16 protein-coding genes are annotated in these 23,297 nt (G+C 40.8%); 6 read left to right on the top strand and 10 right to left on the bottom strand.

The features are described from left to right. Positions 1-2: 2 nt before the first annotated feature. The 10 genes from OD355_RS05025 to OD355_RS04980 all read right to left on the bottom strand — a co-directional run bounded on the left by OD355_RS05025 (position 3) and on the right by OD355_RS04980 (position 13,877). Positions 3-1,031 (bottom strand): Kelch repeat-containing protein, encoded by a 1,029-nt coding sequence (locus OD355_RS05025; protein ID WP_263037366.1) that lies wholly within the window; start codon positions 1,029-1,031, stop codon positions 3-5. 64 nt (positions 1,032-1,095) lie between these two features. Then, positions 1,096-2,043, bottom strand: coding sequence for a dihydrodipicolinate synthase family protein (locus OD355_RS05020; RefSeq protein ID WP_263037365.1), 948 nt, complete (start codon positions 2,041-2,043; stop codon positions 1,096-1,098). A gap of 16 nt (positions 2,044-2,059) precedes the next feature. Further along, the gene (locus tag OD355_RS05015) at positions 2,060-3,193 is read right to left on the bottom strand and encodes a sialidase family protein (protein ID WP_263037364.1); all 1,134 of its coding nucleotides are present in this window, start codon (positions 3,191-3,193) and stop codon (positions 2,060-2,062) included. Between the two features lie 11 nt (positions 3,194-3,204). After that, positions 3,205-4,704, bottom strand: coding sequence for a PKD domain-containing protein (locus OD355_RS05010; RefSeq protein WP_263037363.1), 1,500 nt, complete (start codon positions 4,702-4,704; stop codon positions 3,205-3,207). 7 nt (positions 4,705-4,711) lie between these two features. Beyond that, positions 4,712-5,833: a sialidase family protein gene (locus OD355_RS05005; protein WP_263037362.1), complete on the bottom strand. Its 1,122-nt coding sequence runs from the start codon at positions 5,831-5,833 to the stop codon at positions 4,712-4,714. A 12-nt stretch (positions 5,834-5,845) separates the two neighbouring features. After that, positions 5,846-7,282 (bottom strand): RagB/SusD family nutrient uptake outer membrane protein, encoded by a 1,437-nt coding sequence (locus tag OD355_RS05000; RefSeq protein WP_263037361.1) that lies wholly within the window; start codon positions 7,280-7,282, stop codon positions 5,846-5,848. Positions 7,283-7,293: 11 nt separating this feature from the next. After that, positions 7,294-10,524, bottom strand: a complete 3,231-nt coding sequence (locus tag OD355_RS04995) for a SusC/RagA family TonB-linked outer membrane protein (protein WP_263037360.1) — start codon at positions 10,522-10,524, stop codon at positions 7,294-7,296. A gap of 129 nt (positions 10,525-10,653) precedes the next feature. Next, positions 10,654-11,352, bottom strand: a complete 699-nt coding sequence (locus OD355_RS04990; protein WP_263037359.1) for a FadR/GntR family transcriptional regulator — start codon at positions 11,350-11,352, stop codon at positions 10,654-10,656. Positions 11,353-11,408: 56 nt separating this feature from the next. Further along, on the bottom strand, positions 11,409-12,533 hold the full coding sequence (locus OD355_RS04985) for a glycoside hydrolase family 43 protein (protein WP_263037358.1): 1,125 nt from the start codon (positions 12,531-12,533) through the stop codon (positions 11,409-11,411). Positions 12,534-12,680: 147 nt separating this feature from the next. Next, positions 12,681-13,877 (bottom strand): NAD(P)/FAD-dependent oxidoreductase, encoded by a 1,197-nt coding sequence (locus OD355_RS04980; RefSeq protein ID WP_263037357.1) that lies wholly within the window; start codon positions 13,875-13,877, stop codon positions 12,681-12,683. Positions 13,878-14,101: 224 nt separating this feature from the next. Between OD355_RS04980 and OD355_RS04975 the strand changes: the two genes are divergently transcribed. From OD355_RS04975 to OD355_RS04950, 6 genes are all read left to right on the top strand, one after another. After that, the gene (locus OD355_RS04975; RefSeq protein ID WP_263037356.1) at positions 14,102-14,605 is read left to right on the top strand and encodes a DUF892 family protein; all 504 of its coding nucleotides are present in this window, start codon (positions 14,102-14,104) and stop codon (positions 14,603-14,605) included. Between the two features lie 519 nt (positions 14,606-15,124). After that, complete coding sequence (locus tag OD355_RS04970; RefSeq protein WP_263037355.1) at positions 15,125-16,105, top strand: aldo/keto reductase; 981 nt, start codon at positions 15,125-15,127, stop codon at positions 16,103-16,105. Between the two features lie 318 nt (positions 16,106-16,423). Continuing rightward, positions 16,424-17,263, top strand: a complete 840-nt coding sequence (locus tag OD355_RS04965; RefSeq protein ID WP_263037354.1) for a PorT family protein — start codon at positions 16,424-16,426, stop codon at positions 17,261-17,263. A 115-nt stretch (positions 17,264-17,378) separates the two neighbouring features. After that, positions 17,379-18,572 carry a GTPase HflX gene (gene hflX, locus OD355_RS04960; protein WP_263037353.1) on the top strand — a complete coding sequence of 398 codons (1,194 nt, stop codon included), beginning with the start codon at positions 17,379-17,381 and terminating at the stop codon, positions 18,570-18,572. An 80-nt stretch (positions 18,573-18,652) separates the two neighbouring features. After that, on the top strand, positions 18,653-19,711 hold the full coding sequence (locus OD355_RS04955) for a FecR family protein (protein ID WP_263037352.1): 1,059 nt from the start codon (positions 18,653-18,655) through the stop codon (positions 19,709-19,711). A 197-nt stretch (positions 19,712-19,908) separates the two neighbouring features. Continuing rightward, positions 19,909-23,181: a SusC/RagA family TonB-linked outer membrane protein gene (locus OD355_RS04950; protein WP_263037351.1), complete on the top strand. Its 3,273-nt coding sequence runs from the start codon at positions 19,909-19,911 to the stop codon at positions 23,179-23,181. Positions 23,182-23,297 lie beyond the last annotated feature (116 nt).

The raw sequence follows: 23,297 nt of genomic DNA, 5'->3' as shown, positions 1-23,297 counted from the left end.
GTTTATTTAATGATCTCTGCCGTCAAAACTCTTGGCGTGCGTGTGGCCGGCCTCACCTCTCCTCCGGGGATAACTATCTTATTATTCCACAATGCCAATGCCGTAGTTACCGGCGCCCAAATACTTTCATTGGGTTTTTCAGCTGCATTTTCTTTTATATCTGTATGCATTTTACCTGAAACCTTCCATGTGTCATTCTTAATATCATAGACGAGAATATTGTCTGAAAAACCAGGGTGTTTTTCCCTAAGATCGGAAGATGCATGAGAACCATCATCTCCTCCGAAAACATATAGAAAGCTGCCATTGCTGTAAGCCGCGGAAGGAGCTGCAACTACAGGATAGGGCAAATTCGCTATTTTTTTCCATCCATCTTTTTCGTCATAAGCATAGCTGTCTGTTAAGTAAACCCGCTTGCCATCAATCAACCCGGTTCCTCCTATTAAATAAAACTTTCCGTTAGCTTCCGCCGCAACACTTAGCATTCTTGATTGTCCCGGCCAGGAGGCTAATTGCTGCCATTGCTTTTCCTCTGCAGAGAGATCTAAACAGTAAAAAGAATTTTCTGCTTCTTTCGAGTCCGGATTCCGGATCCCGCCTGCTATATAAATTTTATTGTTGACCAATGCTCCACAGGTATTCGCCAATGCAAAAGGCAGATCGGGTAAGTTCTCCACACTTATGGAATGTTGTTGGTATTTTACCATAAAAACCTGGGCAACATGTCCTTTATCATTGCTGCCTCCGGCGCAAACAAGGCCTTCCCCGGCTGATACAGATACTCCATAACCCAAAGGTACAGGCAGAGCTCCTGCCCGGCGCCATTCCCCATCAGGGTGTTCTAATACAAAAATATTATTGTACCATACTTTTTTGCTTCCTTTCCAGGGCGCCCCGTTGCGAGGAAAATTACTTCCCCCAACGACAAGTAAGGCATTGTTTGAAATGCCGGCGAAAGAGCCGGCAAAGCCCGTGCTATCGGGAAGAGGGCTGAGTGTATCCCATTTAAATTCCACATGCTCCTGTTTCATCGTGCAGCTTGTTAAAATCAATAAAATTAAAATAAACGCTCCTGCTTTTTTCATTGAAAACCTTTTATTGCGCTACCTCTAATTCTCCGTTCAGATGCATGCGTGCATTTTCAAGACTTTGGAAAAACCTTACTTCTTCAAGGTATTGCTTCAATTCATTTTCCTGCTCTCTGCTGAGCGCCGTAAGCGGCAAGCGGCAAGGACCAAGGTCATAACCTAAAAACCCGATAATTTTCTTTTGCGTAGGAATAGGTGAATATTTTACTAAAGCTCTTATCATCTGTATACTTTCATACTGAACGGCTCCAGCCTCCTCAATTCTGCCCTGCTTAAAAAGATCAATTATTTTTAAATAAAGGGGCGCTGCAAAACTGTAAGTACTGCCAATGGCTCCTTTTGCACCTACACTTAAAGCAGTTAACAGCATCTCATCGTAGCCGTAAAGTATATCGTACTTTCCTTGTTTGTAATGCAGACATGACTGAAATTCATGCATGGTAGTGGCTGTGTATTTTATACCTGCTAAATTTGGGATCTTTGTTTCTGCCAGCTTTAAAAATTCCAGCATATCTATGGCTATACCGGTAAGCGCAGGCATATGATAATAATAGAACGGCAGAAGAGGTGCAGCTGAAGCAATCTCTGCCATGCAGTCTACCAGGTTGCCGACAGACGAGGGCTTGAAATAAAAAGCAGATACTGATGATATGGCATCTGCGCCTATCTGCTGTGCATGAGCCGCAAGCTTCTTACACTCCTTCAATGAAGAATGCCCTACGTGTACGAACACCAGGATCCGTTTATTTACAACCTTTACATAAGTTTCTGCTATTGCCATTCGTTCTTCTATGGAAAGGCTCAGCCCTTCTCCATTCGTACCACAAATAAAAACGCCTTTTACTCCATCTCCGATCAATTTTTCTACAACAGGCGAGATCAGGCTTAAGTCCAGCTCGCCCTGTTGATTAAACGTGCTGAACGTAGCAGCAATTATTCCTTCTACTTTTTTCACTTTTTATTTTTTATTTTTAAAATATCCATTTTGTATCTATTTTTTTCAGCACTAAGCTGTAGGTAAATCCTTTGTTGTTTTTGGTATTTGTTTCATAGAGGCAATAAACATTTCCTTTTTTATCAACTGCCAGGTCGCTGTAGCCGGAAGCGCCGGGATTCAACACTTTTTTTAAAGGCCAGGTTTTCCCGTCATCCAAAGAAACCTTGGCGGTCAGGTTTTGGCGGGGATGTTTTTCTATATGCTCGCTATCCGGATTGATAAATAACAAAGCATGTTTCCTGTTTTTTTTCAGCGACACAATACTTGCCATACAGGTAGGATCGAACAGCTCCTCTGCAAAGCGTACATTACTCCACTGATCAATTCCACTTTTACTTGTACTGAATGCACGCCTTTTAACAGCAGACGGATTACGTATACTTAACAATACGGAACCATCGGAGAGCAACACAGGCATGCTTTCATTGGGGTCTTTTATTTCCCGGGAATTATCGGCAACAATTTCACCTCTTTGCCATGTTTTGCCATAGTCATCGCTATAAATGGTAGATACACATGAAGGATGATGGCTGCGGCGTGGTGTAAGCTTCGCTGAATTAGCCAGCCAAACAGCAGCAAGCAATCTTCCGTTTTTCATTTGAATACCGTGCCCCGGCCCGGGAGCAAGTACCTTCCAATCGTACTCCGGTTTAAACCTGTCAAATGCGTAAGTGATCTCAACGGGCTGTGACCAGCTGCGTCCATCATCGTTTGAAACAATGTGGTATGCCCTGGCATAATCTTTCTGGTATAACAAATGTATTGTACCCCGATCATCAACAATAGGGGTAGGATTGCCTACTGGTGCGCCTTTCATTCGATCTAAAATTTGTATGCCGGCCCATGTTTTACCTCCATCGACACTTCTTCTCATAATAAGGTTCATGTCGGCCCAGTCGCTGGCAGAGCCTATCCTTCCTTCGCAAAAAGCCAACAGCGTGCCTTTATTCGTAGCTACTAAAGCGGGAATACGTGTTGAAGCGTAGGTCTCGTCAGGCTGAAACACTACCACATCTTCTGTAACATGAGTTGCGTCTGTAGCCTTTTGAGTGCTGCAGGATAAGAAAGTGACTCCGAAAATAAGGAGGAGTATTTTTGTAAAATTCATTTTTATTATGCTTATAGTTTATATAACATTTTTACTTCAGCTTCTGTAAGCGCTCTTTTATAAATAATAAGATCATCTAATTGCCCAATAAAATAGTTATTGAAGCCTCCGGTGCCTTCCTGCATACCTATTTTAAAATTGCCGGCGTTTGAAACATTTTTAATTCCTGTTGTTGAAGTCCGTTCTGCAAGCAGCGATCCGTTTAAGTAAATTTTTGTTTGCAATCCTGAGCGTATCGCCACTAAGTGATTCCATTTACCATTTGCAAGATTACCCGCCTCAGCTACGCCAATAAATGATCCTCCATTCTCATCTTCTGTATTAAATGCTGTGTACTGTGTTGTAGAGCTATTCAATCGCAGCCATGTTTGATTATCGCGACTTCCGTTTTTACCGCTTTCCTGCCAAAGCATCATACGCAGGCTACTGGAAGTTTGAACCCATACCGATACGGTAAAATCTCCTGAACCGAAATTGAAGCTGCTATTGTCTGTCACAACAATTCCCGCACTTCCGTCAAATGTGCTTACGGCTGCTTCGTTGCCAGACCTTTGCACATTAGTGAAGCTGATTTTTCCACGCTCGGCAGTAGCCATATTCAACGGCCCTTTATCAGTGGCTGAAAAATCAAAAGGAAAATAACCAACCAATGCTCCGGCTGGAATAACTTTTAAATAGTTTTGAATAGTTTTTGTATGCGACGTAAGCCCGTTTTTGACAGTAAGTGTGACTGCATACAAACCTGCTTTATCAAATTTGATGGCCGGGTTTTTATCTGTAGTCTTGAAAATATCGCTGCCGCTTTGCAATTTCCATTCCCAATCCGTAGCTAATCCCAAAGATTGATCTGAAAACCTCACGGTTTGGCCTTCATAAACAGACTTGATATCTGAAGTAAAGTCGGCAACTAATATATAAGGGTCTACAATATAAAATGCCATCGGCAATATTAACGTGTCGGAATAGGTAGGGTTGGAAGCGATAAGTTTTAAATTATAATACCCTGTATCTTTGAAATTCATTTGAGGATTCTGATCTTCTGAAACAAGTATCTTTCCGTTAGCTACCTGCTCAAATTCCCATTTCCATTTAGTTGGCAATCCATCGCTTGAATCTTTGAAATGGACAGCTTCATTCTGCATTATTATTTTCTTAAAAATTCCCGCTCTTGCTGTTACATTATTATATCCGACTGTGATCATTTTCTCTTTCGTAAGTATTACTTCATTATCGGCATTCCTGAGTTTTAGTGTTACATTATAAACACCTGGAATTTTATAAGTAACCACTGGTCCTGACAAATTGGAATTAGCAGGTGCGCCACCTTCAAATTCCCAGCTCCAGTTAGATACTGTTCCTGTAGATATATCCTTGAAAGTAATGCTGTCGCCTGCTTTTAGTTCAAAGCTGCTGGCTGTAAAATCAATATTTATCGGGTTGCCTGTGTCATGCTTTTTACAGCTATACAATGCTGTAAAAAATAATAGTAATGCAATGCAATAGTTTCTCATTGTTAAACTATTTAATATTTTTTAATGGAATTCTTTTAAAATAAATGCGATCGTAAGGAGATTTATCTCCATTCTCAAAAATCAAACCTATGTTTTGATCATCCAGTAATACCATATCTGAATAAGCAGATGCGCCATAGAAAACGGTATAAGATTTATCCCAGTTTGCTCCTCCATCTTCTGACATTTTAATAGTCATATTCGTACGGGTCTGGCTTGCGGCGTTTGATTGCAACAATGTCCATGAATTACTTTGCTTAAAACTGATCATGCTTGCCTGGCATTGCGGGTCTACCAGCTTAGGTTCAATTACAGCATCGCTCCAGCTTATTCCACCATTGGTACTTGTGGCCAAAACTCTTGCATTGGCAACTGCCGAACGCATGTTTAGTAATAGCCCCTTGTTTGTTTCAGCTACCGTACACTCTCCCACATCCCCCTGCCTGGTTAATTCTCCTTTCTGCCAGGTTTTGCCATGATCGTCAGAATAAATCAAAAAGGAATAGCTTTTGGTAACACCGTTTATATTAACGCTGGCATATGTTGGCGCCAGCAAACGGCCTTTATTTTCCCCTTCAGATATTTGTATACCGTGTACAGGGCCGGTAGCGTACCATCCCCAGCCAATACCTTTTACAGAACTTGTTATTTCAACAGGTTTTGTCCAGGTGATGCCATCGTCTGATGAACTGGTTACGAATGCCCGTCTATTGTTCCAGCTCATCAGCAAATGAATGGTCCCGGTTTCCTGATCTACTATAGGGACGGGGTTGCCGCAGGTATTGTCCCCATCATCCCAGACAACGCCCATATTACTCCATGTATTGCCATTATCAATACTTCTTTTAACCACGATATTAATATCTCCGGCATCTCCACAAGTACCGCACATTCTTCCTTCCGCAAATGCCAGTAATGTTCCGTTTTTAGATTTTACCATGGCAGGGATTCTGAATAAGGCATAGCCGTTATATTTTCTTTCAAATAATTTTACAAACCGGTTTGTATCGGCAATACCCTGAGCGTCAGGATTTAATGGCTTGAAACCTACCAGCCCTTCCTTTTTACATGCCATAACACCTAAGACAACAAAAAGCATTAAAACAGAATAAATAAATTTCTTAATCATGATAAATAGTTTTTAATATCCGTCAGTTTGGGTGAGATTTGTATTGATATCAATCTGTGCCTGCGGAATGGGGAAGAATAAAGGAACTGTCTGATTCATATTCTCTACTTCAGAGCGTACATCAATGGTGCCGCCAAAATGGAAACGTAGCAGATCAGGCCAGCGCTTCAGTTCCAGGTAAAGTTCCCTGAAACGCTCGTTTAAAATCTCTTTTTCTACACTCTTTTTGTCTGTTGGACCACTATAGTTCGGGATGCCTGCACGTTGTTTTACTTTATTTAATTCTGCAATAGCCTCACTATTTCTATTTAATGCAGCTAAAGCTTCGGCTTTGAAAAGTATCATTTCAGCCATGCGGTATACTACAATATCATTATCGTAATAACGGTTATCCGGGTATAGTGTTCCCCTCATTTTATTATCAAAAACGCCTAACACCTTATTGGCTGCATCAGTTGCTTTTATAATGGATGCATTCATTCTCTTGTCTTTTGAATTAGCTAAGAACGCCTGTTCCAGTTTAGGACTAGGTGCATACTGGCTGCGCGCGCCACTTACAGCGAATGCTATGTCATTTTTATTGACAGCTGTTTGCACAAACAGATCGCGTGGTTTTAACTGCCTGCTATATTGATCTGACTTTTCATCTTTCATAAAGTGAAGAGAGAAAATTACTTCTTTGCCGTTTCTATTATCAGTACTGAATATCCTGGCAAAATCTTCTTCCAGGCTCAATCCTACAGTGGCCTTATCAGCTGCAGTGATGGCTGCAGCAAGATCATCATCGCTACCCGAAAGCACTTTGGCTTTCCACAGAAGTATATCTGCTTTTAAAGCGTAAGCGGCTTGCTTTGAAGCTTTGTCTTTATCTACGAACCCATCTTCTGGAAATAAACCTATCGCATCATTAATATCATTCAATATAAACTCTACCACCTGTGTGGATTTCGATCTTGCGGGCATTTCACGTTCGGCATTCTCTGTGGGCTCTGTCACAATCGGCACATCTCCCCATGATCTTAACAGGATAAAATAAATATGCGCCCGAATAAACTTTGTTTGAGCTAATATACGGTTACGATTGGCTTCCTGGCTGAATGTAATGGCTGGCGCATATTTTAATATTAAATTACAATGATGAATTACATTATAAAAATCCAGCCAGTTGGGTGCATTTTGAGGTGTAAGATTATGTTGCCATGCTGTAGACATACCCGACTCGAGCCCGGGAGAAAATTCGTCCCCTCTGTCTTCAAGATAAAAAGTTGTATTCATTACATTCCTGTAACTTGTATATGTGCCCGTTAAATAACCTGTTACATCGCCTTCTCCTTTCCAGTAATTGGCATTAGTAATAGATGATTCAGGCTTTATATCAATTATCTTTTGGCATCCGTTTATAACCGATAGGGCTATCATTAAAAATAATATTGAGTAAAATTTCTTCATTTTTATTGTTTTTAAAATGTTGCATTTATTCCAAAAATAATTTGCCTTGGCCTTGGATATAGGCCGGGGTCTGCACCCGTATATACTTCAGGCATTAACCCATCATATTTTGTTAAGTACCCGATGTTATACACAGATCCGAAAAATTCAAGATTCTGTAAAGAAATTGTATTGATCCATTTTGATGGCAAACGGTAACTTAATGATACTTCTCTGAAGGCAAAGAAATCGCCTTTACTAAAATACAATGAATTGTTAGATCCGGCTGTACTTCCAATTCCATTATCCCAACGAAGATGATTTCTGAAATTATAATCAAAATCACTTTGCACAGTATATTTGGGTATAGTGGCAATATCTCCTTGCTGCTTCCAAATATCGGAGCCCAAAACTTCTGCAAGTGCAGAGTTATTATTACGGGCGCTACCCATTATATCTGCCTTAAACCTGTTATCTATTACATGCCCAACCGCCCAATCAGCTACAAAGCGCAATGAAATACTTTTATACCCGAAAGTATTTACCAAACCCCCGGTCTTATCAGGACGTATATATCCCATAAATATCATGTCGTTATTATCTATGATCCTGTTGCCGTCGAGATCGTCCCAGATAGCGTCACCTCCTTGCTTCACCCGACCGCTGGCATTAATATCGCGGGGAGCATTAGCAGCATCTTCATCTGTGGCATAAGCGCCTATTAAATGATAAGCCCAGCGCTGTCCAAACCTTTCTCCTTCTGCAAAACCTCCAACTTTTTTATAAGTTTTCGTTGCAATATCATAAACGTAATTACCGCCGATACGGTTTTTTTCCTCGCTATTTGCAGGCAGCTTCACAACTACTCCTTTATTATATGCAAAAGTTGCATTAATTGTCCAGTTGAAATCCTTTGAACGTACAGGAGCTGCTTCTAACTCAATTTCAAAACCGCTGTTCCTGATTGAACCATAGTTGCTCATGATAGAAGAAAAACCCGACGTGGCATCCAGAGGCTTGCTGAACAAACGGTCTGATGTGAGCTTATTATAATAATCAAGGATCAATGTTATACGGTTATTTAAAAAGCCTATATCCAATCCTAAATCAAAAGATGCTGTTTTTTCCCAAACAAGATTCTGGTTGGCAAGAGTTGTATTGAGCAAGCCGGCCTGGCCATCATAATTGTATCCTGTACTGTATTGTCCCTGTGTATCAAAGATGGATAAATCGTTGTTGCCTACAATACCAAAACTTGATCTGATTTTAAAGTTTGAAATGTATTGAGCAAGCGGCTGCCAAAAAGATTCTTTATGAACATTCCATCCTGCAGAAGCTCCCGGGAAATAACCATATCGCTTCTTCTCGGAAAACCTTGACGAGCCGTCAGACCGTAAACTTGCAGACAGTAAATATTTTAGTTTGTAGTTGTAATCTATCCTCCCAAAATAACTCATCATTGCATCTGAGTTTTTTGTTGTGGTTATTCGCTGAGTTTCAGGAACCGTGGCATTTAACGTTACTACATAATCTGTAGGGGCATTCCTGCCGCTACCACTCATTCTGTAAGCATAAGTATTGATATAACTTGCACCCAATACCGCATTGATATTATGGTTTTTTCCGATTTTTTTCGAATAATTGAAAACCCCGTCCAGCTGACTTTGACGGTCGAAATTATGAGCAGCAGAAGCATTTCGATTTTTATATACTGAACTGAATGCCTCATACCTGTTCTCAACACCTTCTGTAGTAAAATAATATAGTGTAGGCATAAAACTTAAACCAGGAATGATATCCCAATTAGCCCCGATTTTTGAGGTATAGCGATATATCCGCACATCTGTATACTTTTCTTTGTAATATACCTCGTACAATCTCGGAACAAAAGAAGATATACCTTCGCCTGGCGCCGGCGTTCCGTCTTCAAATCTCAGGCGGTAGGTAGGCGGCGTTTTAATAGACCTTGATACCACATTATTGTAATTGTTTGGTGAGTTACCGTTTCTTAGCTGAAAACTAAAATTCGTATTGAGGCTTAATTTATTGCTTAGCTTCATAACACCATTAAACAACCCGCTGTATCCCTTATGGTAGGTTCCGTAAACAATACCTTGCTGATTGGTATGCCCGAGGCCTAAATAATAATTATAGTTTTCTGTACCGCCACTTACATTTGCATCAATATCAAACCTGTTGGCAGGATTATAGGTCACCTGTTCAAAATCAGTATTTTTAAAAATAAGCTTTTTGCCTGTAGCAGGATCATCCATTGTCTCCCAGCCTTCTTTATTGATGAGATCAGCTACGTACTCCTCCCCGTAATTTTTTATATAAACATCTAAAAATTCCAGTGTATTATTCGAATTTCTGGGATTGCCTGTTGACATTCCGTACCTTCCACCTGTGAGAAAAAAATCCGGATTTGTTGTATTGTACGATGCAATATTGTTTCTTGTAACATAAATATAATCCCTAGCATTTAAGAAATTATATTTATTTCCCTGTCTGTCCTGTCCGGTGGATACCTTAATACCAATCTGCGGTTTCCCTGCTTTTCCTTTTTTTGTAGTAATAATGATAACGCCGTTTGCTGCTCTTGCTCCATATATTGCAGTTGAAGCTGCATCTTTTAAAACTTCCATAGACTCTACATCATCCGGGTTTAGATCACTAATATTACGCATTACACCCACAATACCATCGACGATTAATAAGGGCGCATCACCTTCTGGAGATGTGGAGCTTCCGCCTCTGATAAATATCTGTGGATTAGCTCCCGGCTGCCCGTCTGATAATTGAATTGATACACCGGCGACCTTTCCCTGCAATTGCGTTAGCGGATTTACTCCCGGAGCATTCTTAAATTCCTGGCTACCCACTTTTGAGACCGAGGTAGTCAGTGTTGATCTTGCCTGCTTACCATAGGCAATTACTACCAATTCATTCAACGGATCAGAATTATATTCCAAAACAGCATGCACTATTTCAGCCCCGTTTATCGGAATTTCTTTTTTCGCAAAACCAACATTATCAAAAATAAGAATATCATTCATTGCAGACGGGGTTATTGTAAATTTTCCGGAGGAATCGGAAATAGCCCTGATATTACTACCTCTAACCGTCACATTCGTTCCACCTAAAGGTTCGCCATTGATATCTGTTATAGTGCCATGTACAATAAATTGCTTTTCCTGGGCAAATATCTGGCTCGAAACAAGAAAAACGCTGCATAAAACAAGCTTGAGAATGATTCTATTCATTTCATTTAATTTGAATAATTAAGTAATTCCTATTATAATGTCCTTATGTTCTACAATACGAATGTATGTACTTTATCTTAATTTTATCTAAAATAGATTAATTTAACTTTTAATTATGAAAATGATTGTTTAGTCAGCAAAAAAATCCTTTTTAGCAACTCTTTCAAAGTGCGGGCACAGGTGCTTATACATCCCTTCCTTGAAATCGTTTTTGTCGCCGTGCTTCATAATCTCTACCAGGTCCTTGTGGGAAACAGTACCCTTTTTTCTTTCTTTCTCATGGCGTACCACATAATCAAATATAGGCAGCAACATCGTCTGAAATCTTTTCAATGTCTCATTGCCCGTCATCTCGTAGAGTTTTCCATGAAATGCAATTTCATTTTGAATAATGAAATTAATATCCGAAAGCTCTTCTTTGCCCGCGATCTCTTCAAGTTCTGCAATATCCTTATCTTTTTTTCTTAAAAATAAAATATCGGCCATGCCCATTTCCAAAACCAGCCGTAACTCAAAAATATCCTGCAAAGTAGCAGTATCTATTATAACCGGGTCTAAAACTCTTTCTAACGCTCCCAGTACGTCAGGATTAGACATGAACATGCCTTTTTTCTTCTTAGTCTCAATCATTCCAAGCATCTTAAACCTGCTTAAAGCTTCTCTGACTACGTTCCTGCTTACACCTAAAGACTGTGCTATTTCCATCTCTGTGGGTAAAGAATCGCCCGGCTTAAATTGTTTTAATTTAAAATAATCTCTTAGCTTTACTTCCACAATCTCAGCCATGTATTTTGTAGAAATCTTGTTTAGCTCTATTGATTCTTTCATCCCTATACTTTTTCGTTCGTTGCTTCGCAGCTGTTTTAATTGAGAATACTTAAAACCTATTTAACCACAGGCACCGGCTGTGGTGTAGTGGTAGGCCCGTCAATGATCAGCCTGCCGCTGCTATCAATACGCATCTTATCGATAAATACCACTCTTTCATCTCCGGTCTTTGTTGTGCGCCCGTGGTAAACGGTGTACATGTCGCCATTGCTGAGACGCAGCGCCATATTATGGCCTGTGCCGGTAACATCGCCGCCCTGGGCGGTATTCTTTTGTAAAATAGGATTGTTCTCTGCTTTTGTAAAAGGGCCCAAAGGATGCTTTGCAGTAGCATAGCCCACTGCATAATATTGCCCGCCGAAATAGTTGGCAGAATACATCATGTAGTAAACATCTTTTTCTTTAAAAATAAATGAACCTTCCGTCCACCTCCTGTTTACTTCTTTGGCCGTAACGGAACGGCTTTCCCATTCTGCCTGCTTGTCGCTCATTGATTTTGGGGGAGACAACAGTAAAACCGGTTGACCGGTCACGCCTGTGAAGTCAGGTTTTAATTCTACACCATAGATCCAGCTTTCTTCTATTTCTTTAGCGAATCCTTCCTGCTTAGCCCAGTCGGCAACTTCGCTTTTTACAGGATGTTTGTAGCATGCACGTGAATAGTAGAGGTAGCACTTGCCGTTTTCATCGTCGAAATAAACATTGGCGTCTATGATGGGATAACCCGGATCAAACACCGGCTTATCGCTCATCTCTTTAAAAGGTCCGGTTGGCTTATCAGCAACTGCTACACCTATGCGAAAGTTCTCAAGCTCTTTGGTGGGATTGTGTTTCCAGTTAGCGCTGAAGAACAGATAATACTTTCCGTTTCTTTCGTACACTTCCGGCGCCCAGAAAGCATCTACAGCCCAGGAGCTGTCGTGCCCGCCGGTATAGATGCGGCCTTCGTCCTTCCAGCTGATCATATCCCCGGAAGAGTAGGTTTTAAAACCATTTTCACCCGATGTGCCGTACATGTAAAACTTACCATCAGCCGCTTTGAGGATATAAGGGTCGCCAAACGCCACGTTTAGCGGGTTGGTGTAAGTAGCTTTTTCAGTAGCTTCCTGTACAGCGTTGTTGTTGTTTCTGCAGGAAACAAGCAGGAGCATACAAAAGAAAATGTTGAGCATGGTTTTCATTCGTGAATTTTTTAATGTTTGGAATTGTTTGTGATAGCTATGGGGAGAACTTCGCATATATATTCCTTCCTGTAGCGATCGGGATATCATGCTTCGTTGCATTACTATATATTTTATTTTTATCAAAATTAAGAAACTGTACTCTACCTAAAAGCTTATTTCATCTAACCTGCCCATTTGGGATGGAGTCATTTTATCGGCTTTAGCCGGAAACAGGTTTTCATACTTGCTATGTCCGTTGAGAATAAGCCCGCTTATAATCAGGGAGCCGAGGCTTGCCAATATCATACCATCAGGGTTATAGCCTGCAGAGATATACCGGTCTGTGCCTTGTATAGCGCCAATATGCGGCAACCCTTTATCTGTCTTGTAATATACATAACTCCATTTGGCAATTATTTCTTCTGCATTGAAATGATTGATGATCTTTTGCTCAAGCCGGTGAAAATAGACTTCACGGCGCTTGCCTTTTACCACACGGTGGTCTTCGCCGCGCACAGCCAGCATATGGTCGCCATCTTTTTCGTAGGCAATAAACCTGTGGCAGGGTTGTGCTGCATCGTATGCAATAGCTGTGTTGCTGTTTTTGTCAAGACGTGCAGCTACTGTATAATGCACATACGGTATAAACCTGAATGGCTTTAAATTTAAAATGCGCGATGTCTGCGGTGTATACAGAATCTTGCGGCACTGGAGCTTTCCGCGCGAAGAATATACCAGCTGAATATTGTTTTCCTGCTCTATTTTTAAAACCCTGCATCTTTCCAGCACATAACCGCCGAGGTTTTTAAACTCTGCCAGCAATGCTGAAATATACTTCACTGCATGTAAAGTTGATTGCCCGCTGATAGCTGCAATTTTCGTATAGGGAATTTTAAAAGGGCTTTTTTCCGTGTACTTCGCGCCTGTACCTACCAGCTCGCCTACTGCTACAATATTGTCCAGCACCGGCTCCTGCGACTTTGTAACGCTGAAGACATAGCTTTCAGCAGGTGTAAATTCACATTCAATATTATAGGCTGCAATATTGCTTTCAATAAGCTTCAGCGCGTCTTTGCCAGCCTCTGCATACAGCTTTAAGCTGTCAAAATCCAGCTGCTGCACTATATCATTATTAAGCGCATCGTAGTAAGCATTGAGGTGTGTGGTATAACTTCCGCTTGTAAGAAAACCGATTTTGGAATACTCAAGCAATGCTACATTTAAGCCTGCTTTTTGCAGCAGCAGAGCCGTAGAAACGCCGGTAACGCAGCCGCCAATGATTATGACATCATAAACTGGCTTCTTCTTTGTTTTGTATTTTTTTCTACGAACTACACTTGTGATTTGTTGTATCTCAGACATTTTTGAACCGCTCCTCTCCCGGAAGATTTTTTGTAGTAAATAACTTATAAACAAATTGTTACAACCCTTTTTTTGAAAGATTGTGTTTGCCGTAAAATTATCTTCAAAAATAAAATTAAATAACCACATCAGAAAGAAAATATTAAACATTAAAAAAAGAGCATATGCCATTACAGCCCGAAACACGGTTGAAAGTTTGCAAGCTGTATGTTAATTGAAATGCAATGAAAAACATCTCCCGGCAGAAGAAACTGGCCCATATGTTTCATCACACATTAAGTGAGCTTTATTTTATTGAAAAAAGTTATAACGACCTCATTAAAAAATTAAATGACTATCCCCACAAGCAATTGCGCAAATACTACAGCAGCTACCTGGCAGCCAGGCCAGACAGCATTTCTGCTATTGAAGTGATCTTCCTCTCTCTCAACAAAAAAGTAAAAACACACAAAACAGAGAAAGCAAAACACCTGATAAAAAATACCAGAAAGCTTATGAGCGATGCCCCTAAAACAATGTATGCGCAATTTATGTTTACCCACGCCATTCATAAAGTTAAACATTACCAGATAGCGATTTATAAAGTCCTCATCACCTGGACCGATATGCTTGGCTATACGGATGCAAAATCTATACTGCTGATGTTATTGAACAGCAAAACTGCTGCGGTGAATGCGCTTGACAAACATATATACACGCTGCTTTCAGCACACTCAGGTAGACTTTAATTTTAACATCCTGAAAAGCTGGTTATTCCATATGGCAAACAGAAAAAAATTAAATATTAACACATAGAATAGCCATAAGCAAAAATTGCATACCAACCGCGGATGAATAAGCTAATTCCATGTGACCATTAAAAACAGCCGCAAAGCGGCGAACTAAAAATTATACACATGAAACGCTCATGATAATTTTTCGCTCACAGGGAAATGTATAATCAGCGTTCCATTCCACAAAAACATTAGCCGCAAAGCGGCGAACTAAAATTTATACACAAGAAATAACCATAAAGATTAGGAACCTATACCAACCGGGATGAATAAAGGCTATTCCATGTGGCCATAAAGAAAAATTAAAAATACACACATGAAATAACCATAAAGATTAGGAATCTATACCAACCGGGAATGAGTATTAATCTAAAAAAGCCGGTTATTCCATGTGGCAACTGAAAAACAAATAAATATACACACATGAATCAAAAAAATCTCTCTACATTTAGGTGTATAAAAAAGTTGTTACGGATGAAACGAAAAGTAGGAACAAGCAATTTAGAGATTACGCCGGTAACCCTTGGCACATGGGCTATTGGCGGATGGATGTGGGGCGGCACCGAAGAAAAAACTTCTATAGATGCTATACGCGCTTCCATTGATAATGGCATTACCTCCATTGATACGGCTCCTATGTACGGCTTTGGCCTGAGCGAAGAAATTGTAGGTAAAGCCATACAGGGTTATGACAGAAGCAGCCTGCAGATACTTACCAAATTCGGTATGCGCTGGGATACAGACAAAGGCGCTCACAAGATGAATGACACAGACCGCAATGGCAACCGCGTTTCCATTATGCTATATGGCGGCTACGACAGCATTATAGATGAAGTAGAAAAAAGTTTGCAACGCCTGCAAACAGATTATATAGACCTTATACAAATGCATTGGCCGGATCCTACCACGCCTATTGAAGAATCCATGCGTGCGATGGATAAACTCTTGCAGGATGGCAAGGTACGCGCCATCGGCGTATGCAACTACAGCGAAGAGCAACTGGAAGAAGCCGAACGTGCAGTACGCCTGCATTCCAACCAGGTGCCTTACAGTATGCTGAAACAGGAAATTGAAAAAGATGTGGTGCCCTATGCTTTGGTGCACCAGCTGGGCGTGATCGCATACAGCCCGCTGGAAAGAGGCCTGCTCACCGGTAAATACAACGAAAGATCTGTATTCCCTAAAAATGACCATCGTGCAAATTATTTTAAACAGTTTGACCTGGCAAAAGTAGAGGCTCTTCTCCGCAGCCTTAACGAGTTTGCAGATAAGTACGCGTGCAGTATAGCACAACTGGTGATTGCCTGGACCATTGCCCAACCTGGCATTACAGCAGCGCTGGCAGGAGCGCGCGATGCAAAGCAGGCGCTGGAAAATGCTAAAGCCATGAACATAGCGCTGCACGAAGCCGACCTGTCGCAGATCAATTATTGGGTAAATGAATATGCGGGTTAACTGCGCAAGTTTATTAATATGCCATATGCACCGGCGCTGATCTTCAGTAGTGTGTTGTACAAGGATAATTATACAACCCTGGCTAATTGCTTTTTTAAGAAAATTAACTACTGTATTATTAGCTTTTATTATACATTTGCGTCAATTTAGCAATCCTAATACTTATAGCGAACTTAAGTATTAGCCGTAAGGCAAACCAAAAAATATAAGAATGAAACGAAGCATGATAAATTTTTCTCTCACAGGGGAATGTATATGCGAAGTTCCATTCGACAAAATTATAAACTGCTATAGGCAGTGAACTAAAAAAATATACGAATGAAAAGAATCCTGGTAAGCATTGCCGCAATTTTTATTGCAACAATCAACCTTAATGCACAAACAGAAACTACGACACAAGACACCGTTTCGGCCGATGTAACCGCTGCCATACAGGACAATGCACGCGAAAGACGCAGAGACGACAGGCAGCCGAATGTCGACCTCAGCAAAAGAGCCAATGACCACCTGATGATACAGTTCGGCTACCTCGGATGGATGGGAGCCAACGGCCTTGAACAGCCCGCCTCAAAGTTCAACAGGGAGTTCAACATTGCCTTTATGTACGACAAGCCTTTTAAAGCCAACCCTAATTTTAGTGTAGGGCTGGGCGTGGGCTACAGCGCAGGCAATGTATTCTTCAACAATGTAAGCCTGGGCCTGAAAGAACCTCCGGTAACAAATGGCAAGCTTGCATTTAAAGATGTGAGCAATGAAATCCACTTCAGGAAATATAAAATGGTAACCCAATATGTTGAAGCTCCGCTGGAACTGCGCTATGCTTCCAATGCAGAAGAACCTGCCAAAGGTTTCAGGGTGGCAGTAGGCATGAAATTTGGCTACCTTATGAAAGTGCACACAAAGGGCAAAGACCTTTACGACCCTTCGAAGGCTACGGAACAAAATAAATACCCAAGCGTATACGGCAAGAATTATATACAGAAAGAAGTTGCCGGCGACAACTATTTAAACCAGACAAGATTTACAGGCACTCTTCGTGTCGGCTATAATATTGTGAATGTTTTTGGTACTTACCAGTTAAACTCGTTGTTTAAAACAGGCGTTACCAACAGCAATATTCATCCATTCTCTATTGGCTTAGGACTGGGCATATTGTAAAAAGATCATCCCGGTATTGGATAACTTACAGTGATCAGGGACATATTTGTTCCTGATCTTTTTTGTTTAAATAACTATGCTTTTATAAATTTATATTTGTATTAAATCAGAAACATTGATAGAGAAGAATAATAAAATAAAACAAAATGAAAAAGCCGTGCTGGTGGGTGTGGTACAACGTGGCCAGCAACAGACGGAAGCGTTGGTGAATGAATACCTCTATGAGCTTTCCTTTCTGGCAGAAACCGCAGGCGCTGATACGGTAAAATCTTTCATCCAGAAAATGGATATGCCCGACAGCAGAACATTTGTAGGCAAAGGCAAGCTGGAAGAGATTAAAAAATATTGCACCGGCAAAAATATCGACCTGATCATTTTTGATGATGAGCTCACAGGCTCGCAGATCATAAATATAGAAAAAGAGATCGGCGTAAAAACCATTGACCGCAGTGATCTTATCCTGGATATATTTGCACGCCGTGCAAGAACTGCACAAGCAAAAACACAGGTAGAACTGGCACAATACCAATACCTGCTGCCGCGCCTGAAGGGTATGTGGAAGCACCTGGAACGCCAGGGAGGAGGCATCGGGACCAGGGGCCCGGGAGAGACAGAGATAGAAACAGACCGCCGTATTGTGAAAGATAAAATTTCGCTTCTCAGGAAAAAACTGGAAGAGATAGACAAGCAGTCATTCACCCAAAGAAAAGAACGCGGCGAGCTGATACGCGTGGCGCTGGTAGGCTACACCAACGTAGGGAAAAGCACCATCATGAATATGCTCAGCAAGAGCGATGTGTTTGCAGAGAATAAATTGTTTGCCACCTTGGATACCACTACCCGTAAAGTAGTTTTTGAAAATACACCCTTCCTGTTGAGCGATACAGTCGGTTTTATACGCAAGTTACCGCACCACCTGGTAGAGAGTTTTAAGAGCACCCTGGACGAGGTAAGGGAAGCAGATATTTTACTGCATGTGGTTGACATTTCACATCCCCAGCATGAAGAGCAGATAGCAGTAGTAAATAAAACATTACAAGAGCTGGGCGCCGCAGACAAACCCATGCTTACTATTTTTAACAAGATGGACCTGTACGAAGAAAAGCACTTCGACGAATGGCTTGCAGACGACATAAAACAGGAAATAAAAACAGATCTGCGCATTAAATGGGAGAAGCAAACCGAAGGCAACGCCATTTTTATTTCGGCCAGGGAACGAACTAATGTAGACCAGCTGCGCGAATTTATCCTGCTCAAAGTAAGAGAAATGTACCTGGTACGATATCCGTATAAGACGATGTATTTTTAGGTTTTGCATTTCATATATATTTTTTCTTCGCGATAGGGGAAATGTGGTTTCCTCGCGTACTTCTGTGTAGAAGTATCAATATGATAACAGAAGAAAAAATAAACAGGTTTCTAGACGGCTCTGCTACAAGCCAAGAGGCAGAAGAAGTCCATACGTATTTCCTGAACAATCCTGACGCTCTCGACAGATATATAAATTCTGAAGAGTGGAACAATACCACTGCGAAGCAGTTACCTGCAAAGACCGAAGCAGATATGGATAAGGTAGTGCTATCCAAAACTGTTGCTGCAAAGCTCTCTGAAAACTTTAAATATCTAGCAGCTGCATCAGTAATAGGCATTATAATATTAGCTGCTTACATAATACCGTCATTTAATAAAATTAATTCTGAAAGTTTGTATGCCATAGCTAAAGAAGACTCTTTAACTAATTATTCGCAGGCAATCAAAATTATAAAACTCATTGACGGCTCTGCAATATCTCTTTATCCCGGAAGCGCATTATACTACCCATCAGCTTTTGAAGAAGATAATAGAACTGTAAGGCTTAAAGGTAAAGCCAGGTTCGATGTTGCTCAAGACAGGAAAAAGCCTTTCACAGTTATATCATCCGATATAACTACTACCGCCCTTGGCACCATATTTATTGTAGACGGTACAGATACCGGAAATATTGCAGTAAGCCTCATTGAAGGAAAAGTGGTTTTAAAACCATTAAGGGAAGCTAAATTTAAAGCGGTTTATTTAAATCCAAACGAAAAATGTATCATTCATAAAAAAGACTATAGAATATCACTGCAAAGCATAAATGATGAACCTCTGTTTAAAAACAATATTATCTCTAAAAAGCATTTACGAAATACTCAAATAGCAAAAGAAAATCAACCGGATTTTATTGATGCAACGCCGATAGAGGATGCCTTAGATTTTAATCAAACACCTTTGTATCACGTGTTTAATGTCTTGGCAGGTAACTATCCATTAAAAATAAGCTATAATAAAAAAGACGTAGAGCATTTATATTTTACAGGAAACTTTAAAAAGGAACAACAGATAAATACCATATTAAAGATCATATGCGATATGAATGGGCTTGAAGCAGTAGCTACCAAAGACCGTATCAGGATAAGTAAAAAATAACAATATCAATCCAATTTAAGTAGCCTTTCTAAATGAGAAAAAATTCTAAAATGAAACGAAGCATGATAACTATTTCTAATCCCGAAGGCTATCGGGAGGAATGTATAAGCAGAGTTGTTCCCATAGTTACTGGGGACAAAAGTACTGGCCATGAAACAGTAAACAAGAAACCTACACAGATAATACTAACTAAAGCTATGAGCAGACTGTTATGTAGCCTATTGATATTGCTGCTTAGTTGTCTGGGTGCCTCTAGTCAGAATACGACTTTGTTAAGAGGCACCGTTCTAAGCGAAGCCGAAAGTCCTATGGCGGGGGTAACGATATCGGTGAAAACTGCTGCCCAGGAAAGTGTTGTTTACAACGCTGTTACCGGCACGGACGGAGCATTTGAAATTACCAACATCTCGGCAAGTGGACTATACAATATCACCGCAACGGCAGTAGGCTATACAACAGCAGAAATACCGGCTTTTGAAATTGTTTCCGGTCAAACCAATTCACTGCTCATTCGCATGCAACCCAGCGACAGCAGCGACTTGCGGGACGTAATTGTAGTAGGATACGGTACACAGAGAAAAGTAACCCTGACAGGGGCGGTAACACAGGTTAGCGGCGATGATTTGCGTGATCGTCCTGTTACCAATATATCACAAATGCTACAAGGAACAATTCCCAACCTGAACATCAGGTTTGGAGGGGGCGCACCAGGCACAATGGGTAGTATAAACGTACGTGGCGTAACTTCTATAAGCGGAAACAACGCGCTTACTGGAGGCCCATTGGTTTTAATTGACGGAGTTCCCGGAACGCTTGACAGGCTTTCTCCTGAAGAAATACAAACAATAACAGTATTAAAAGATGCTGCATCTGCTGCGGTATATGGTGCCAGAGGCGGTTTTGGCGTAGTACTCGTTACTACAAAAGCCGGCGCCAAAGGAAAAGTATCAATTCGTTATAATAATGCTTTTGGTTTTAATACTCCGAATGTGAGTACAGATTTCATGACTACTGCCTATGACTGGATGAGGCTTAACGACCGTGCACTGGCGCACGTTGGCGGATACTCTCGCTATACAGAACAGGACATGGCAGAACTATACGCCCGCAGAAATGATAAGACCGAACATCCTGAAAGGCCTTGGGCTACTATCCAACGAAGAAAGCTTGCTGATGGAAGTGAAAAAGATATTTACGTTTATTATGGTAATTATGATTGGTGGAACTTAACCTTCACCAAATGGCAGCCTTACCAAAACCATAATATCAATATAAGCGGCGGTACAGATAAAGTGCAATACATGATAAACGGGAATGCTAAAATGATGGATGGCATTTTAAGGTTGAATACCGATAAGTATAAGAGCTACGGATTACGCACTAAAGTATCAGCACAATTATATCCGTGGTTAAAGGTTTCTCAAAACCTGAATTTCTACAATATGAATTACGCTTATTGGGGTCGGCAGGGAGGTGCCAATGCAAATTTCGTAGCAATAAATGTTCATGCATCTCCTGCCTATGCGCCCTGGAATCCGGATGGTACAGCATTTTACCGCAGCGGCTTAAACAGCTATGACATTGGTGACGGTATATACTCTATGCTTTTAAACGGAAAGTCAAAAGGAGTTGAGCGAAAGTATGAGCTTACTTCTATTTCAGAAGCTGTTTTCACTCCTGTAAAGGACCTCACCATAACTGCAAACTACAGCTACAATATGTATACAGACCCGAGTTTTTACAGGACAGTACCTACTTATTTTTCTTTGGAGCCGGGTGTGGTTGTCCCAAATACCCGTTATGCAACAAACAGGCTTATTGAAGACCAGCAATTTAATCAGTCTTACATTATAAATGCTTTTGCTGAATATACCAGAAGAATTGGCGCGTCCCACAACTTTAAATTGATGGCCGGTTTCAACCAGGAGCATTTTACAGCCAAAAAAATTACTGCACAGGCAGACGATATATTGTCTGAAGATCTGAATGACTTGAATTTGGCAACAACGGCGCCACTGGTGAGGGGCGGCTCCAGCGCATATGCTTTGCAGGGATATTTTTATCGTTTCAATTATGATTACAAGGGCAAATATCTGTTGGAAACCAGTGGGCGCTATGATGGATCATCTCGCTTTCCAAAGAATGATCGCTGGGGCTTTTTCCCGTCGGTTTCAGCGGGGTGGCGTGTAAGCGAAGAAACTTTCTGGCGGCCAGTTAAAAACATAATAAATGATTTTAAAATAAGAGGTTCAGCAGGGGCATTAGGCAATCAGGATGTATCAAGCCCTTACCCTTATATACTCACAATGAACCCTACTGTACTAGATTATATTTTAGACGGGGAGAGGCCTATGAGTTACCGGGCCCCCAATCCGGTATCCGGCAACCTTACTTGGGAAAGAATTACAACCTATAATGGGGGCTTAGATATTGCTTTATTTCAAAACAGGCTATCAATTACCTACGACAAGTTTGTAAGATATACACGTGGCATGCTCAGCGGCGATGTTAAAATACCGAATGTTTTTGGAGCTAACCAGCCACTGGTAAATGTAGCTGATCTGAAAACCATTGGCTTTGAATTGTCGGTAAACTGGACAGATAATAAACAATTGGCAGGAAAACCCTTCAGATATAGTTTTGGAGCTATTTTAGCAGACTCCCGCTCTGAAATCATAAAAATAAATAACCCGACCCAACTGACATATACACTATATGAAGGTAAGCAAATCGGTGAAATATGGGGGTATATTACAGATGGCTACTTTAAAACGGACGCCGAAGCAAAGACATATCCCATAGATCAGACTTTTTTAAACCGAGTAAGGATAGACAATAATATTCCCCTCCGTGCCGGCGACCTCAGGTGGGTAGATCTGGATGGAGACGGGAAAATAACTGCAGGAGACAATACAGTTGAAAAGCCCGGTGATCAGCGAGTTATTGGAAACAGCACACCGCGCTATACTTACGGCATCAATGGTTCATTGAACTGGTCAGGGTTTGATATTTCAGTTTTCTTCCAGGGCTTAGGAAAAATGAACTGGTATCCCGGCAACAATGCAGACAGGTTCTGGGGCCCTTATTCAAGGCCGTATTTCTCGTTTATTCCAGCCGATTTTGAAAAAAATGTTTACAGCGCCGAAAATCCTAATGCTTATTTTCCCAACCTCCTTGCTTACGTAGCATTGAACGCAAACAATGAGCTGAGAGCTACCAATAATAAATACTTGCAAGACCTCGCTTACATAAGGCTTAAAAACCTGACATTGGGATATAAAGTTCCACAGAACATTACAAAAAAGGTAAAAGTGCAGGATTTCAGAGTTTTTGTGAGCGGAGAAAATCTGTTTACATGGACAAAACTGAGGACAAAATATATTGACCCCGAACAGGCCATGGCAAATATTGACGGAAGGGTATATCCTTTCAGCAAAACATATTCATTTGGCATTGATATAACATTTTAAATCCAGGAAAATTATAAATAAAATGAAATAACCATAAAGATTAGAAATCTATACCAACCGTGAATGAGTATGAATCTAAAAAGCTGGTTATTCCATGTGGCAAACAGAAAAAATTA

Source organism: Haoranjiania flava (assembly GCF_025631005.1).
Lineage (GTDB): Bacteria > Bacteroidota > Bacteroidia > Chitinophagales > Chitinophagaceae > Haoranjiania > Haoranjiania flava.
Note: the sequence above shows the minus strand (reverse complement) of the source record. Positions and strands in the feature narration are given on the sequence as shown.